The organism is Acinetobacter pragensis, from assembly GCF_001605895.1.
In the GTDB taxonomy this organism is placed as follows: Bacteria; Pseudomonadota; Gammaproteobacteria; order Pseudomonadales; family Moraxellaceae; genus Acinetobacter; species Acinetobacter pragensis.
On record NZ_LUAW01000015.1, the window covers coordinates 1 to 16,522 of the forward strand.

Below are 16,522 nucleotides of genomic sequence, written 5' to 3' on the forward strand. Positions count from 1 at the left end.
CCGCCAGACACGCCGGTCAGCACTCCCGCAACCGCGGAAACGACAAAGCCCTGTCCCATTTGCAAAGCAATTTGACAGCCGATAATGGTGAAGCCGATAAGGCCCAAAGCTGTTTAAGCTGACTTTTAAGGCGAAGGATTTCTTTCTTTGCTTCGAGCAGTTCATGTTCATCAGAATTGTTGCCTAAAGGCTGTACCTTAGCCATTTATAAATACTGTGCTGGGATACACCTAAACGCTCTGCAACATCAGTGACAGAATATCCTCGTTCAGTAATCAATTTTACAGCTTCATCTTTAAATTCTGGGGTATAACGTTGTCCACTCATAATGTGTTCTCCTATGCAAAAAGAATAGACCATATTTGTCTAGGAGAGTGGTGGCAGTCCAAAGAGCATGAATTGATTCGGATTGAATGGGGAGAGCCTCGGACCAAGGCCGATTTTAAGTTTGAAAAAATATCTGCTATGGAAACTTATGTCGTAATTAAAAATTATGATATCCCGCTTGAAGGAGAAGCCTTAATCAACTTTGTGATAGACAGTACAGGCGGATTTACAACGGTACTGGATGCGGCCAAAATTCACTTAGAACATGATATTCAGCCTAACTTGGTGCAGGACAAATTCCCGCCCTTTAAATAATCGCTGAAAATAAGCACCCGTAATGCGTCGGCTTTTGATGAAAGGTGAAAGTTGAGTCGAGAAATCAGCGGTTTTTATGATGCTGCTGTTTTAAATAGGTATAAACAGGCATCTGTGTCTTCGCTTTTTCCCGCAGTTTTCGTTTTATGTAAAAGACTAGGGCAAAGCATGTTGTTGTCACGGTCAGCATCATGCTGCTCATATAGGTCATTACAGAGCTGACATAGCCAATTGTGGTCAGCCTGTTCATCATGCGGACGACTTGCGGGCTGCTTTCTACGCCAGTAATGGCCCAGGTGCACAAATGCTCGCAGTTGTTCATAATCAAGTGATAGTTGTTTTCATGCATGCGTGAACGCATACGGCGCACAACTTTCCGACCAGTAAACTTCGGCGCGCTGTACTGCTGTATTTTAAATTTTTTACCGCGGCAAAAAGTCTCCAAAGACGTTATTTCAATTGGATGCTTTTTAAATAGGTGGGCGAAACCTGAGTAATGGATTACTCTGCCTCGGCCTGCGTAGATTCCATGATGGCTATAACCAAAATGCTTAATGATTAAATGCGCCCCTAAAGGAATCCGTGGTATCTGCTGTTGCATGTAGACGCGTACCAATAAAGCTGCAAATGTATTTTTACGGTCTAGTGTACTTCTTTTATGTGAATTAATCGACTAATTTGGATTTGATGAAAAAGGGTATTCTGTAGTGAAATTATTAAACCAATACTGTAGGCCAATATTGGGCAGCCTCTTGATTTTCAGTATTTCATTCGCGCAGGCCCATCCTAAAATACAGAGCTGGCGTTCAGAAAAGCCGATACAAGCTGCTGTGGTAGAAGTCCGCGATCTGAAAAATTTAGGTTTATATCTGTATGATAAAAAGCATTCACCTTATTTGTCATTTACGCAGTTAAATGCGGCGCTGCGGAAAAAATGCAGGAGCATGCAATTTGCGATGAATGCGGGGATGTTTCAAGCAGATTATTCTCCTGTGGGTTTGTATATTGAAAATGGAATACAGCAGCGCCCTTTAAATACGGCTAAACGCGGTTTTGGCAATTTCCTGATTCAGCCAAATGGAGTATTGGCTTGGAATAGCAGCCAAGCCGTCATTCAAACAACAGATCATTATCGCCTCAGCTCATTTAAAGCCAAATATGCAACGCAGTCCGGACCGATGCTGGTAATTGATGGAAAAATCAATGATAAGTTTCTGCCCGATGCCAGCTCATATAAGATCCGTAACGGTGCCGGCATTCAAAATCATAAGTTATATTTTGTCATTAGTCTTGAACCTGTGACCTTTTATCAGTTTGCAGCTTATTTTAAAGATACATTAAAGACCGGCAATGCCTTGTATCTGGATGGTTCAATTTCCAGCATGTATGCGGCTGACTTAAACATGAATGACGCCGCACGAGATTTAGGCCCGATGGTTGCTTATAGCGAGCCGCTGACTTGCAAATGATGGACGACTGATGCTGGCCTGATCCAAGCCGAATTTATGGCTTTTGCGAAGCCATATTCAGAAATGCGCTTTGCATATTGCAGGCTTGAATGGCGTCTTCTTTGCTTAAGCTCTGAATGTTGTCTTCAAACTCTTTTTTATGCGCTTTAATTTGCTCTTCGGGCATTCCCATCTGCTTAGAGAGGGATTCCATTTTTTTCCACGACTCCGCGCATTCCTTGGGTACTTGACTGCATGCGTTCAGGTTGAGAATAAATAGGGTACTTGTAATGATGCTTATTGATTTCATGCTTGGCCTATAATTATTGAATGGCTTTTTATGCTTTAGGGTTGGAACGTATCGTGAAATGCTGATGGAGATTTATATATTTTTCTTTCTTCTGCAGCAGAAACTGCTGAATAAAATTACGGTTTAATAAAGATAAACTAAAAATTAAATTTATGGAATTCATTGCATAAAAAAGGCACTTAGTCTGCTAAATGCCTTTTTAGAAATTCAGTTCTGCTATTGAAGCGGTAAGTGCTGAAGCTCATTCAGCTCTTTACGGCTGAAGCCTCGAGAAGCCAACACCTTTTTAATTCCAATGATCACATCTTCATCAGTCGCTTTTGCTAACGCCTCAAGCAGCTGTTCATTGGTCTTACAAGAACAATCATTTTCAACACAAGCAATTTGATTTTTATGCTCGTTTTCCTGTTCATTCGAGAACAGTTTTTGCCAAAAACTCATAGAGCCTTCATCTGCAGCCTAACATAGGACGAAATATATCCAAACCAGCAAATAAAGCAAGCCCGACCAAGTGATAAAAGCATCAATCAAATGCGGGTTTTTCCGATTGACAGATTGCCGGTGAGTAAGGTTTTGGGATACTGCATATACAAAAACTCTTAAGTTATTCATTTAAAAGGCAATAAAAAAGGGCGTGTTAAAACGCCCTTTATATGACAGTAAGATGACTGGAAATAAATTGTTTAAATTTTTTCGAGCAAAATGCCTGACTCTACATGGTGGGTATAAGGAAATTGATCAAACAGCGCAAACTGGGTAATTTTATGCGTCTGCGTTAAAGTATTCAAATTGTTATGCAAGGTATCCGGATTGCATGAAATGTAGATAACACGTTCAAAACGCTGCAGCAATTTCAGTGTTTCGTCATCAATGCCGGCACGCGGCGGATCGACAAAAACAGTATCAAAATCGTAGCTGCGCATGTCAATACCGGCTTCTTCTAAACGGCGGAATTCACGTTCGCCATTATAGGCTTGGGTAAACTCTTCTGCAGAAAGGCGCGCGACTTGAATATTTTCAATAGCGTTTTTTTCAATATTCCATTGCGCTGCATAAACTGAAGATTTTGCCAACTCAGTGGCTAAAACACGGTTGAAGCGGGTAGATAAAGGCAGTGTAAAGTTGCCGTTGCCGCAATAAAGTTCCAGCAGATCTTTAGTGGAGCGCTGCGCTGCATTGCACGCCCATTCCAGCATTTTTTGGCAGACTTGCGCGTTTGGCTGGGTAAAGCTGCTTTCAATTTGCTTGTATTGATATTTTCGGTCAAAAACCTGCAATTCTTCTACGACATAATCATCGGTCAAAATGACTTTTTGACCGCGGCTGCGGCCGAAAATTTTAATATTCAGCTGTTCGGATAATGCCTTTGCCGCTGTTTCCCATTCTGCATTCAGTGGGCAGCGATAGACCAAAGACACCAGCATTTCGCCTTTTAGCGTTGCTAAAAAGTGAACTTCAAATAAGCGGTTCGATAGAATTTTCTGGGCTTTTAATTCATTAAGCAATATCGGCATTAATGTATTTATGCTTTTATCTGCGATAGGGAAATCTTTGATTTCGACGACTTTCTTTTGGTCGTCTGCATCACGCTCAAACATGGCATAAAACATATCATCATCAGTATGCCAAATGCGGAATTCTGCACGCATGCGGAAGTTTTGCTCTGGCGAGTTGAAAACTTCTAATGAGGGAGGATTAAATTCGGCAAATTGCGCTGAAATACGCTCAACTTTTGCATCAAGTTGTTGCTGATAAGATGAAGTCATATACAGAAAAAATCACAAACATATTCAAAGCAGGGATGGTAGCAAAGTTTGAACTTCAACGGTCAAAATATTCTAAAAATCTTAAAAAATACCCAGCCAAAGCTTGCTTTTTTTCAGCAATGAAAAAAGCAGACCCGTACGGATACAGGTCTGCTTCCTCTGAGGAATAGAGGACTGTTTAGCTCATGGTCATCAGGCTGGCATTGCCGCCAGCAGCAGCGGTATTGATGCTGATTGCGCGTTCTATGACAAAGCGCTCAAGCGGTATATCGTATTGGCCTGGTTCTAGGCGGGTAATGCCGATAATTAAGCCGTCACGTGAAGCAATCTGTTTCTGCAGCTGCAGCAATTGATTTTTGGTGCCATGCAGCAGCACAGCATCAAATTTGCCAGTTTCAATTTTAGAAATCACCGCGATTCGATCTATGATTTCTTTCGGCATGGTCTGCAAATATTTAAGCATAAATGTATTTTCGGCAAGGACTGCGGGCTGTGCGCCGACGCTTAACACCGCAAGCAATTGGTGAATATGATCGGCATCCTGATCTGCCAGCAACAGCACGCGGTGGCGAGGCAGTACCGCATATTGGTTGCTTTCACCTGTTGGACCTGGAAGTTCAAAGCTGCTGCCTGCACAGAATGCTTGGGGCAATTGCAGTTTATGCTGCGGGAAGGTCTTTTCTGCCCATTGCTTAAATTGTTCGTACAGCATTTGATGGTTTGGCAGTGGTTCTGCTTTGCCTGCAGCAAAAGGCTGAGCCAATTTTTTATGGCTGCATTGCTGCATCAGGCGGTAAGCATACAACGGCCCGCCAGCTTTGGGGCCTGTCCCGGAAAGGCCTTCGCCGCCAAAGGGCTGAACGCCCACTACGGCACCCACAATATTGCGGTTAATGTATAAGTTGCCGACTTCCGCTTTAGCAATCACGGTTTGAATGGTCTCGTCAATGCGGGTATGCAGCCCCATGGTCAGGCCATAGCCCTTGGCATTGATTTGATCGAGCAGCTGATTCAATTCACCATATTTATAAGTGATGAGGTGCAGGACTGGACCAAAAACTTCGCGTTCTAAATCATTTAAATTCGGCAATTCAATCAATGCAGGCACAACGAAAGTACCTTGGCTAAGCGCTGAACTGTCAGTATTGCGCATCAGCTGATGGATTGTGTGGCCTTTGGCGCGCATTTTCTCGATGTGCTTATCGATCAGGCCTTTTGCCTCCAGATCAATCACAGGTCCAATATCTGTATTCAATAAATGTGGTTTACCGACATTCAGCTGCAGCATGGCGCCTTTTAACATGGCAATCACGCTGGCGGCGTTGTCTTCCTGTACGCATAATATGCGCAGGGCAGAACAGCGCTGACCAGCACTGTCATAGGCAGAATTGACAACATCTAAAATTACCTGTTCCGTTAATGCCGATGAATCTACAATCATGGCATTTTGACCGCCAGTTTCTGCAATCAGCGGTATAGATTGACCTGAATGGTTCAGGCGCTGCGCAACGGTCTTTTGCAAAATTTTGGCGACTTCTGTAGAACCGGTAAACATGATGCCTTGCACACGTTCGTCAGCGCTTAGCTTAGCGCCAACGGTTTCACCGCGGCCCGGAACCAGCTGAACTGCCGATTTTGGCACGCCAGCATCCCACAGCATTTGTACGGCTTGAGCTGCAATCAGCGGCGTCTGTTCAGCCGGTTTGGCAATGACCGTATTGCCCGCCACAAGCGCCGCGGCAATTTGCCCAGTAAAGATGGCCAATGGAAAATTCCATGGGCTAATACACAGCACAGTGCCTAAAGGCTCAATCTGCGCCGTATCATCCAAATCAATAATTTGAGCTGCATAATAGCGCAGGAAATCTACGGCTTCACGCACTTCAGCGATTGCATTGGCATAGGTCTTGCCGCTTTCACGGCACAGCAGCACCAGCAGCGTCTGCAGGCTATTTTCCATGCTGTCCGCTGCATGCTGTAAGCAGGCTGCGCGTTCATTTTTATGCAAATTCTGCCATGCGGGCTGTGCGTGTTCTGCATTGGCTAAGGCCAAGTCCACTTGGTCTAAAGACGCTTCTGTCACATGGCCGACAATATCCAGATGATCTGCAGGATTCAGCACAACAATCGTTGTGGCCTCGGCCGCTTCAATCTGCAGGTTGTCACCCATTGGCGCCGCTTGCCATTGCTGCTGGCGCAATTCATATGCAGTGCGGTTCAACTCGGACAAGTCCTGATCATTGGCCAAGTCTAAGCCTGCTGAATTATGGCGTTTATCGCCGTATAAATTGACAGGATAAGGAATAGCGGGATGCTTTAAGCCAGCCTTTCCTTCAAGTTTGGCTGCCTGTTCTATGGTTTGCTGCGGATTTTCAATTAAGTCATCAATCTTTAAAGTTTTGTCTGCAATACGGTTTACAAATGATGTATTTGCGCCATTTTCCAATAAGCGGCGCACTAAATATGCCAATAAAGTTTCGTGGTTGCCGACAGGCGCATAGATCCGGCAAGGCACACCTAATTTATGATCTTTTTGATCGCCGACCACTTGCTGATACAGCGGTTCGCCCATGCCATGCAGGCATTGGAATTCATACTGGCCTGCATAGTATTTTGCAGGATCCGCTAGATGATAGATGGTTGCTAGTGTCTGCGCATTATGGGTTGCAAATTGCGGATAAATAAATTCAGGCGCGTCCAGCAACTTTTTGGCACAGGCAATATAAGATAAATCGGTATGCACTTTGCGGGTGAAAACAGGGTAGTCGGTCATGCCGTCAATTTGCGCTTTCTTGATTTCACTGTCCCAATATGCGCCTTTGACTAAGCGGATCATTAACCGCTTTTGGCTGCGTTTGGCTAAATCGACCACATAGTCGACCACATAGAAGCAGCGTTTTTGATAAGCCTGAATCACAAAGCCAATGCCTTTCCAGTCATTGAGCTGCGGTTCAAAGCAGAGGCGCTCAAGCAGCTGCAGGGAAATTTCCAGACGTTCAGATTCTTCTGCATCAATGTTCAAGCCAATATTGTACTGTTTTGCCAATACAGCAAGTTTCAGCACTTTTTCATACAGTTCATCCTGCACGCGTTCAATTTGCGCCCGCTGATAACGCGGATGCAATGCGGAAAGCTTAATGGAGATGCCGGGGCCATCGTATACATCTTTCTCTGAAGAGGCTTGACCAATAGCATGGATGGCATGTGTATAGTCATCATAATAGCGCTCAGCATCGTGATCCGTTAAAGCGGCTTCACCCAGCATGTCGTATGAATAGCGGAATCCTTTGTCTTCTAATATTTCAGCATGGTTTAAAGCTTCGGCAATGGTTTCTCCAGTGACAAACTGTTCGCCCATCATGCGCATTGCCGCGTCTACAGCTTTACGGATAATCCCGCGTCCGCTGCGCGCCAGCAGGCCAGTCAGCAGGCTGGACAAGCTGTTGGACTTTGGCGTTTCCATCAGTTTGCCAGTCAGCATTAAACCCCATGTGGCGGCATTGACAAACATCAGGCTGCTTTGGCCTAAGTGTTCTTTCCAATTGCCTTGGTTGATTTTGTCTTTAATCAATAAATCACGGGTGGCTTTATCTGGAATACGGAGCAGGGCTTCCGCTAGGCACATCAGCGCAATGCCTTCTTGAGAGGACAATGAGAATTCCTGAAGCAATCCTTGTACAATTCCAGCTTTGCCTGAATCACTTTTGCGTTCACGCAAGCTGTGCGCAAGATCAAATGCCAGCTGGTAAATACGGTCAGAAATATCTGCATCAATTTTGCTGTGCGCCAGCAGATTTTCAACGCTTTCGCTTTCATCGCGGCGCCACGCGCGGTTAATTTCAATTTCATAATCGGTTTTTGCATCAAAGGGAGTGATGTAACCGGATTGCGCTTGAGCTTCGCTGAATTGAGATTTTGCTTCCATCATTTTTACGCCGACATCCTGTGACAGTGAAAATTTAAATTGAGTATTTGGGTTTATTTAATTTATGATCACAGAAAATATGACGTACAACTCACTATATTTTGCTTAATTTTTAGGGAAAAATTCAAATGACGAGCCCAATTATGACGTTGGACCGTACAGACATCAGGATATTGGATATCCTGCAAAAAGATGGCCGGCTTTCAAATATTAAACTTGCGGAAATGGTGAATTTATCACCCACAGCTGCGCTGGCGCGGGTGCAGAAATTAACCAAAGACGGCTTCATTTTAGGGTATGAAGCCAAGCTGAATCCTGATTTGCTGAACAAGAGCTTTGTGGTGTTTGTAGAGATACTTTTGGACAAAACGACGCCCAATGTATTGGAAGAGTTTACTGATGCGGTTATTCAGTATTCTGAAATTGTGGAATGCCACATGATTAGCGGCGGTTTTGATTTTGTTGTAAAAATCCGCTGCGCCAACATGGAAGAATTCAGGAAAATATCCGGACAAGTGCTTTGGCAGCTTCCGGGGGTGAAAGAAACCCGCAGCTATCCCGTCATGGAAGTTATTAAGGAATCGAGCCAGATCAATATCAAGCAGCCTGTCAAAAAATAATAGGCGGCAATTCAGCGCTATCCGATGCGCTTAAAAATAACAGTAAAAAAGGAGCGCATCGCTCCTTTTTTTACATTTGAATGATGGGGTTGAATAATTATTTTTTGGCCCGCAGCTCCTGCATTTCTTTTTCATAAAGTGCATTGGCTTGGTCAAAGCGCGCAATAACTTCTTTTGATGGCGCTTTGCTGATTAAGCTGAAAATCACGATACTGATTAATGAAAGGATAAAGCCGGGAATGATTTCATAAATGCCTGTATCAGCCATCATATTTTTCCACAAAATGACGGTCACTGCGCCGACAATCATGCCCGAGATTGCGCCGCTAAGCGTCATGCGTTTCCAGAATAAAGATAGGATGATTAATGGGCCAAAAGCTGCGCCAAAACCAGCCCATGCATAGGCCACCAGTCCCAGCACTTTGCTCTGCGGATTTAAAGCCAGAAAAATGGCAAGTACGGCAATAAGAATGACCATTAAACGGCCAACCCAAACCAATTCTTTTTGCGAGGCATTTTTGCGGACAAAGGCCTTGTATAAGTCTTCCGTTAATGTACTTGAACAGACCAGCAGCTGGCAGCTGAGCGTGCTCATGACTGCGGCTAAAATGGCGGCTAAGACAATGCCGGCAATCCATGGATTGAATAAAATTTTAGTCAATTCCATAAAAACTGTTTCAGGGTTTGCCGAAACAGCAGCGGCAAATTCAGGATGCACTTCAAAATACGCAATGCCGAAATAGCCGACAGCGACAGCGCCGCCAAGGCAAAGAATCATCCATGTCATGCCGATTTTGCGCGCAGCGGGGATGGATTTCACTGAATCTGCAGCCATGAAGCGCACCAAGATATGCGGCTGGCCAAAATAGCCTAAGCCCCATGCCATGGAGGATAAAATGGCGACGGTTCCTAAATCGGAAACCATATGATTTGCTAAAGGGCGTACAGATTCGACAACAGCGGTAACTTGTTCAAGATTGTCGCCTATTGCCATATAGGTCATGATTGGCGCCAGCAGCAGGGCAAAAATCATTAGGCCTGCTTGAAAGGTGTCTGTCCAGCTGATTGCAAGGAATCCGCCAATGCAGACATAGCTAATGGTGGCGATTGCGCCAATCCAGAGTGCGGAAGTGTAATTCCAGCCAAATAAGCTTTCAAACAAACGCGCGCCTGCAACCATGCCGGACGCGCAGTAAATAGCGAAAAAGATAAGAATTACGAAAGCGGAAATGATGCGCAGAATTTTCTTGGTATCGCCAAAGCGGCTGGTGAAATAATCTGGCAATGTTAATGCATTATGCTGTATTTCGGTATGAACGCGCAGGCGTCCGGCCACCAGCAGCCAGTTGAGCCAAGCCCCGATAATTAAGCCAATTGCAATCCACGCTTCTGACAGGCCTGATAAATAAATTGCGCCGGGCAGGCCCATCAGCAGCCAGCCGCTCATGTCTGATGCACCGGCAGAAAGAGCAGTGACGACACTGCCTAAGCTGCGTCCGCCTAAAATATAATCGTCAAAATTTGTTGTTGCCTTATAGGCATATAGTCCGATGCCAATCATGGCCACGATATAAAAAATAAATGTGACGAGCGTGGGATTCATTTGGCTCATAACTATTCCATCCATTGTCTGTTCAATTGACCATCTTTCCAAAGATGAATTATTGTTCGATATGACCGAGGTGCAGATTCAACCACAATTTAAAAATTACGCTCTGTTACATTTGAGTGCTATTTATTATCGTTTTGTGAAACCTATTGTAAATTTGGTTACAAAGAAAAGAAAATCATTGATTTTTAGCATTTAAGTAATTTGTGTAAGTTTTATGCATAAAGCATAGAATGCCCATCAGTGCGGTTGATGTAATCTGCAATTTTAAAAGTTTTAGATTCCTGTATAAATGAAGGGATGAAATAGGCGCATGTTTACCTAAAGTCACACTACTTACGCAAAGGCGTTACTTGTAATAATTTATTTCATAAAGAAATAAAAAAACTGTGGCTTATGTTATAGGCAAATATACGATGGTAGTTGCACAACTATGGTGCATAGACAGTGAGTACTTAACGTGGCTACGGTTCAATTGGACAAAACAAGAATAGAGCGCGATTTGCTTGGGGCAAAAGAAGTTCCGGCAGAGAGCTATTACGGCATTCATACGCTGCGCGCTTTGGAAAATTTCCAAATTTCCTCACAAAAAGTCGGTGAGAACTTAGCATTTATCCGGGCTTTAGCGCAGGTAAAAAAAGCCTCTGCACAAACCAATTTAAAGTTTGAAAAAATCAGCACTGAGGTGAGTGATGCCATTCAGCATGCATGTGACTGTTTAATTGATGCTCCTGAGCAGTGGAGCCATGCTTTCCCGCTGGATGTCTATCAGGGCGGCGCGGGAACGTCAATCAACATGAACTGCAATGAAGTGATTGCCAATATTGCCTTGGAACAGCTGGGCTTGAATAAAGGCAGCTATTCACATGTTCATCCCAATGATCACGTAAATAAATCTCAATCGACCAATGATGTTTATCCTACAGCTTTGCGTTTAGCGGTGTATTACAGTTTAGATCAGCTCCTGACGGAATTGCGCAATATTATTGACAGTATTTATGCCAAAGCTGCAGAATTTCAATATGTCATTAAAATGGGGCGCACCCAGCTGCAGGATGCTGTGCCGATGACGCTTGGCCAAGAGTTCAGAGCTTTTGCAACCTTATTGAAAGAAGACTTAAAGCTGATTGATTCAACGCGTCAGCTGCTGTTGGAAATTAATCTGGGCGCAACAGCTATTGGTACAGGTGTTAACACGCCAGCAGGCTATGCAGAGCAGGCGGTCAAATCCTTAAAAGGCGTTACTGGACTTGCACTGTCTGGTGCAGAAGACTACGTCGAAGCCACCAGTGATTGCGGTGTATTCATTATTCTATCAAGTACTTTAAAACGGCTTGCAGTGAAGCTGTCCAAAATCAGCAATGACTTGCGTTTGTTAAGTTCTGGGCCAAGAACAGGTTTGGCGGAAATCTGTTTGCCGGAGCTGCAGGCGGGTTCTTCCATTATGCCGGCAAAAGTTAACCCAGTAATTCCAGAAGTGGTGAACCAGATTGCATTTAAAGTGATTGGCAATGATTTAACTGTCACAATGGCCGCAGAAGCAGGGCAGCTGCAGCTGAATGTAATGGAGCCCGTGATTGCTGTTTCTATTAATGAATCCATCAGTTTGCTGTGCCAGGCGATTAAAGCTTTAGATGTGAAATGTATTCAGGGTGTTCAGGCCAACGAGCAGGCTTGCTATGATGCGGTAATGCGCAGTGTGGGTATCATCACCCTGTTAGACCCAATTCTAGGGCATGCGAAATGCGATGAGATAGGCAAGCAGTGTATTGCAGAAAATAAAACCATTCAGCAGGTGGTTTTGGAGCAAGGCTTGCTGACGCAGCAGCAGCTGGATCATATTTTCGCTTTTGAAAATTTAGTTTCAGAAGTACAGTCTGCTCAAGAGAACTTGGCTCAAGTTTCATAATGCCAATAGATGCAGATGCATAGCAGGCAAAATATTGCAATGCAGAAAGGATAGTTAAAATGGCGGCCGTAATGACTGCCATTTTTTTTGAGGTGAAAAATTGATGAAAGCTGAAAACAGTTAGATACACAGGCAGAATCATTTTAAAATAGTGAAACTCTTTTCCTGTACCCAGATTCTTATGTTCAATAAAATCACATCTATTTTTAAAAGCAGCAAGCCTTCACCAGCACAGCTTTATCAAGAAGAGCATCAGATGGAGCACTCCAGCGTTCAGGGCTACATTATAGAGGATGTGGTACTGAACGAAGTGCATGCGGCAAGACTGGAGCTGCTGTCTAATCGGCGTGTAGCGGCATTTGATGATTTAAAGGCTTTATATAATGCTGCAATGATTATTAATGAAAAAATAGACTTGGAAATCGCCAGCGGGCGCTTTAATGCCAGCCTAGGCAATACAGAAGAAAATCTTCAGGAATTGAAGCGCTTTATTGGCATATTGAATGGCTATTACCGCAATTTCATGCGCGATCAAAAATAAAAGGATTGTTTAATTTTTTTGGAGCAATGACAAAGAACATATTAAGTCCATACATGCTGAAACTTTCTTGCAGGAAGTAAAAAGCGCATGAGGAATAAAAACAACGTGCTAAAATAATCTGCATGTTGTTTAGACTTTAAAGCTATATACATGTTCCAACAAGAAATATCACAACTGAAATTAAGCCAGCTGAAAGCGGGCGAAAAGCGCTGGATCGGAAATTTACAGGGTTCAGCGACCGGACTGCTGTTCAAAGAAATTGCAGCGCAAAACCAGCAGCTGTTCGTTATTGTCGCGCGCAATAGCCAGCACTTGGGCCAGTTGGAAAGTGAGCTGGAATTTTACGGCATTAAGCCCACGATTTTTCCTGATTGGGAAATTTTGCCTTATGACCGGCTTTCTCCGCATCAAGATATCGTTTCAGAACGTTTAGCAATATTGTCTCATATGCCTAAGGCCGGCGTGCTGTTGATTTCGGCATCAACTTTAGCGCAGCGCATAGCGCCGGCATCTTGGGTGCTGGGCGAGCATTTTGATATTAAAGTCGGGCAAAAATTTGATTTGGAACAGCAAAAATTAAAGCTGATTCAAGCCGGCTACCTTTTGGTTGATACCGTGTATGACCATGGTGAATTTGCAGTACGCGGCAGTATCATGGATATTTATGCCTCGGGTCAGTCTGCACCGATCCGTATTGACTTATTTGATGATGAAATAGAAACACTGAAGTTTTTTGATCCAGAAACTCAGCGCACTACTGAAACCTTGCAAAATTTTACCGTGCTGCCAGCCAAGGAATTTCCTTTAAAGGAAGGCCGGTCTGTTTTCCGTGACCGTTATGCGGATATGTTTCCCACAGCAAATCCAAAGAAAAATCCAATTTATCAAGATGTTTTAGAAGGCATAGCATCTCCGGGCATCGAATTCTATCTCCCGCTTTTTTTTAGTGCGGAAGCAATGCAGACTCAAAGTACCTTAATGGCATACTTACCTAAGAATGGCATTGTCATTACAGATAAAAATGTAGATGAGAGTTTAACGCAATTCTGGACGGAAGCTGTGCGCCGTTACGAAGACCGCCGTCACAATATTGATCACCCGCTTTTAGCGCCTGACCAGCTGTTTTTACAGCCCAAAGATGTTCTGGAGCAGTTGAACCTTTTTGGACGAGTGATTGCATCGGATGAGCGTTTTGAAGAAAAAACAGGTGTATTGAATGTCAATGCAGAATTGCCGCCAAGGCTGCCTGTCGATCCAAAACGGGAAAAGCCGTTTGCTGAGGTTAAGCGTTATATTGATCAAGCCAATCATCCGGTTTTACTGGTGGCGGAAAGCGCGGGCCGCCGTGAAACGTTAAAAGATGCTTTACGTCCGGCTTTGGGCGATATTCCTTATGTCGCGAATTTCAATGATTTTGTGGCATCCCTGCATGCCGTTGCCATCACCAATGCGCCGTTAGAACGTGGTTTGCTGCTGCCCGATAAAATTACAGTCATATCGGAAAATCAGCTGTACGAGCACCGTGTTGTTCAGCGCCGCCGTAAACGCCAGCAAGAAGTTTCTGAAGAGTTCTTGATCCGCAGCCTGACCGAACTGAATATCGGCGCGCCTGTGGTGCATATCGATTATGGTGTAGGGCGCTACGCAGGATTAATCACATTAAGCATTGATGATCAGGATTATGAATTCTTGCAGCTGGATTATGCCGATGCAGCCAAGGTCTATGTGCCTGTTGCTAATTTACATTTAATCAGCCGCTATAGCGGCGGTGATCCTGATTTAGCGCCTTTGCATAAACTGGGCACAGATGCATGGAATAAAGCCAAACGCAAAGCGCTGGAGCAAATACATGATGTGGCTGCTGAACTTCTGCATATACAGGCGCGCCGTCAAGCCAAGCCGGGCTATGGTTTTGAATTGGATCAAAGCTTATATATGCAGTTTGCCAGCGGTTTTGCTTATGAAGAAACACTTGATCAAGCCAATGCAATTGAAGCCACGCTGCACGATATGCAGTTGGCTAAGCCAATGGACCGCCTAGTATGCGGCGATGTCGGATTCGGCAAGACCGAAGTGGCGATGCGGGCGGCTTTTGTTGCTGTGCAAAACAATAAGCAAGTTGCCGTGCTGGTGCCGACAACATTGCTGGCGCAGCAGCATTATGAGTCTTTTAAAGACCGTTTTGCAGATTGGCCGGTACGGATTGAGGTTTTATCGCGTTTTGGTACGTCAAAATCGCATAGCAAAATTATTGAAGATTTGGCTGACGGCAAAGTGGATATTGTCATCGGCACGCATAAAATCCTGCAGGAAAACGTCCAGTTTAAAAATTTGGGCTTAATGATTGTCGATGAAGAGCACCGCTTTGGCGTACGTGACAAAGAACGCATTAAGGCAATGCGCGCGGATGTCGATATGCTGACTCTTACCGCAACACCAATTCCACGGACTTTAAATATGGCATTTAGCGGCATGCGCGACTTGTCAATTATTGCAACTCCGCCAGCGCGCCGTTTGGCGGTAAAAACTTTTGTGCAGGAGCATACCGGTGAATCTGTAAAAGAAGCGATTCTGCGTGAATTGCTGCGCGGCGGTCAGGTGTATTTCCTGCATAATGAAGTCGACACCATTGAACGCGCTGCAGAAAATATCCGGAATCTTGTTCCAGAAGCCCGTGTTGCGGTTGCGCATGGTCAAATGCGCGAACGTGAACTGGAACAGGTCATGCAGCAGTTTTATCACAAAGAGCATAATGTTCTGGTGTGTTCTACAATTATTGAAACCGGTATTGATGTCCCGAACGCCAACACGATTATAATCGAACGGGCCGACAAGCTGGGATTAGCCCAGCTGCATCAGCTGCGCGGCCGGGTGGGCAGATCGCATCATCAAGCTTATGCATATTTGCTGGTTCCTTCAATTAATGGCCTGAAAGGTGATGCAGAAAAACGTTTAGATGCGATCAGCCGAGCATCGACACTTGGTGCGGGCTTTATGCTGGCGACAGAAGATTTGGAAATCCGCGGTGCAGGTGAGTTGCTGGGCGAACAGCAAAGCGGTTCAATGCAGGCGATTGGTTACAGCCTGTATATGGAAATGCTGGAAAAAGCCACGAAAGCCATTCAGAAAGGCAAAACACCGAACTTTGATGCGCCATTGTCGCTGACAGCCGAAATCAATTTGCATATGCCTGCCTTAATTCCAGATGAATATCTGGGTGACGTGCATCAGCGGTTAATGTTTTATAAACGGATCAGCAATACAGACAGCATCGAAAAGCTGGACAATATCCGCATGGAGCTGATTGACCGTTTTGGCGTTCCGCCGCAGCCCGTTAAGCAGCTGTTTTCAGTTCATCAAATCAGATTGAAAGCTGAGCAGCTCGGCATGACCAAAATTGATATCAGCAGCCATGGCGGCTATGTCGAATTTTCACCGGATACACCGGTGCAGGCCATGAGTATTATTCAAATGATGCAGAAGCATCCGACTTTCTTCAGGATGGAAGGCGGACAGCGTTTGAAGGTGATGGTCATGCTGGAAGACTACGATAAGCGAATTCAGTTTTTAAATGATTTGCTGGATAATCTGCTCAAAGAGCTGTCTTGAATGTAAAGATTTATTATCAAATTTCAGAATGCGCAGCTGTGATTTTGAGCGCATTCTGTTTTTTTAAAGAAATCTTTGATTTTTTACATAAATTTATTCAAGTTTGGTCTGTGATGCAATTCAATCAATTGATATTTTATTTA

11 protein-coding genes and 3 pseudogenes are annotated in these 16,522 nt (G+C 44.3%); 6 read left to right on the top strand and 8 right to left on the bottom strand.

All coding sequences use genetic code 11. From position 1 onward, the window contains the following. Both AZH43_RS18435 and AZH43_RS18075 read right to left on the bottom strand, forming a co-directional pair. Positions 1 to 110: pseudogene (locus AZH43_RS18435) on the bottom strand (TRIC cation channel family protein); the annotation flags it as partial. Continuing rightward, a pseudogene (locus tag AZH43_RS18075) lies at positions 110 to 327 on the bottom strand (transposase); the annotation flags it as partial. The pseudogenes AZH43_RS18075 and AZH43_RS18435, both read right to left, overlap by 1 nt. Positions 328 to 393: 66 nt before the next feature. Here AZH43_RS18075 and AZH43_RS06270 point away from each other — a divergent pair. After that, a pseudogene (locus AZH43_RS06270) lies at positions 394 to 642 on the top strand (polyketide cyclase); the annotation flags it as partial. 64 nt (positions 643 to 706) lie between these two features. Here AZH43_RS06270 and AZH43_RS06275 read toward each other — a convergent pair. Next, positions 707 to 1,243, bottom strand: a complete 537-nt coding sequence (locus AZH43_RS06275; RefSeq protein ID WP_067667713.1) for a lecithin retinol acyltransferase family protein — start codon at positions 1,241 to 1,243, stop codon at positions 707 to 709. A 106-nt stretch (positions 1,244 to 1,349) separates the two neighbouring features. Between AZH43_RS06275 and AZH43_RS06280 the strand changes: the two genes are divergently transcribed. Further along, positions 1,350 to 2,111 (top strand): phosphodiester glycosidase family protein, encoded by a 762-nt coding sequence (locus tag AZH43_RS06280; protein ID WP_067667715.1) that lies wholly within the window; start codon positions 1,350 to 1,352, stop codon positions 2,109 to 2,111. A 34-nt stretch (positions 2,112 to 2,145) separates the two neighbouring features. Here the strand turns inward: AZH43_RS06280 and AZH43_RS18865 are convergent, their stop codons facing one another. The 4 genes from AZH43_RS18865 to putA form a co-directional block, all read right to left on the bottom strand. Next, positions 2,146 to 2,304 carry a hypothetical protein gene (locus tag AZH43_RS18865; protein ID WP_227509792.1) on the bottom strand — a complete coding sequence of 53 codons (159 nt, stop codon included), beginning with the start codon at positions 2,302 to 2,304 and terminating at the stop codon, positions 2,146 to 2,148. A 312-nt stretch (positions 2,305 to 2,616) separates the two neighbouring features. After that, complete coding sequence (locus tag AZH43_RS06290) at positions 2,617 to 2,841, bottom strand: hypothetical protein (protein ID WP_067667719.1); 225 nt, start codon at positions 2,839 to 2,841, stop codon at positions 2,617 to 2,619. A 242-nt stretch (positions 2,842 to 3,083) separates the two neighbouring features. Next, a complete protein-coding gene (gene trmA / locus AZH43_RS06295; protein ID WP_067667721.1) occupies positions 3,084 to 4,166 on the bottom strand; it encodes a tRNA (uridine(54)-C5)-methyltransferase TrmA in 1,083 nt (360 codons plus the stop codon). Between the two features lie 178 nt (positions 4,167 to 4,344). After that, positions 4,345 to 8,094, bottom strand: a complete 3,750-nt coding sequence (gene putA / locus AZH43_RS06305) for a trifunctional transcriptional regulator/proline dehydrogenase/L-glutamate gamma-semialdehyde dehydrogenase (RefSeq protein ID WP_067667725.1) — start codon at positions 8,092 to 8,094, stop codon at positions 4,345 to 4,347. A 125-nt stretch (positions 8,095 to 8,219) separates the two neighbouring features. Between putA and AZH43_RS06310 the strand changes: the two genes are divergently transcribed. Next, entirely contained in the window at positions 8,220 to 8,711 is a 492-nt protein-coding gene (locus AZH43_RS06310) for an Lrp/AsnC ligand binding domain-containing protein (protein WP_067667727.1), read from the top strand. Between the two features lie 97 nt (positions 8,712 to 8,808). On the opposite strand, the gene putP is transcribed toward AZH43_RS06310, so the two are convergent. Next, positions 8,809 to 10,323, bottom strand: a complete 1,515-nt coding sequence (putP, locus tag AZH43_RS06315; protein WP_067667729.1) for a sodium/proline symporter PutP — start codon at positions 10,321 to 10,323, stop codon at positions 8,809 to 8,811. Positions 10,324 to 10,780: 457 nt separating this feature from the next. Here putP and aspA point away from each other — a divergent pair, with 457 nt between their 5' ends. The 3 genes from aspA to mfd all read left to right on the top strand — a co-directional run bounded on the left by aspA (position 10,781) and on the right by mfd (position 16,379). Beyond that, positions 10,781 to 12,229, top strand: a complete 1,449-nt coding sequence (gene aspA / locus AZH43_RS06320; RefSeq protein WP_067667731.1) for an aspartate ammonia-lyase — start codon at positions 10,781 to 10,783, stop codon at positions 12,227 to 12,229. 181 nt (positions 12,230 to 12,410) lie between these two features. Continuing rightward, positions 12,411 to 12,770, top strand: coding sequence for a hypothetical protein (locus AZH43_RS06325; protein WP_067667733.1), 360 nt, complete (start codon positions 12,411 to 12,413; stop codon positions 12,768 to 12,770). A 150-nt stretch (positions 12,771 to 12,920) separates the two neighbouring features. Beyond that, positions 12,921 to 16,379 (top strand): transcription-repair coupling factor, encoded by a 3,459-nt coding sequence (mfd, locus tag AZH43_RS06330; RefSeq protein WP_067667735.1) that lies wholly within the window; start codon positions 12,921 to 12,923, stop codon positions 16,377 to 16,379. Positions 16,380 to 16,522: the final 143 nt, after the last annotated feature.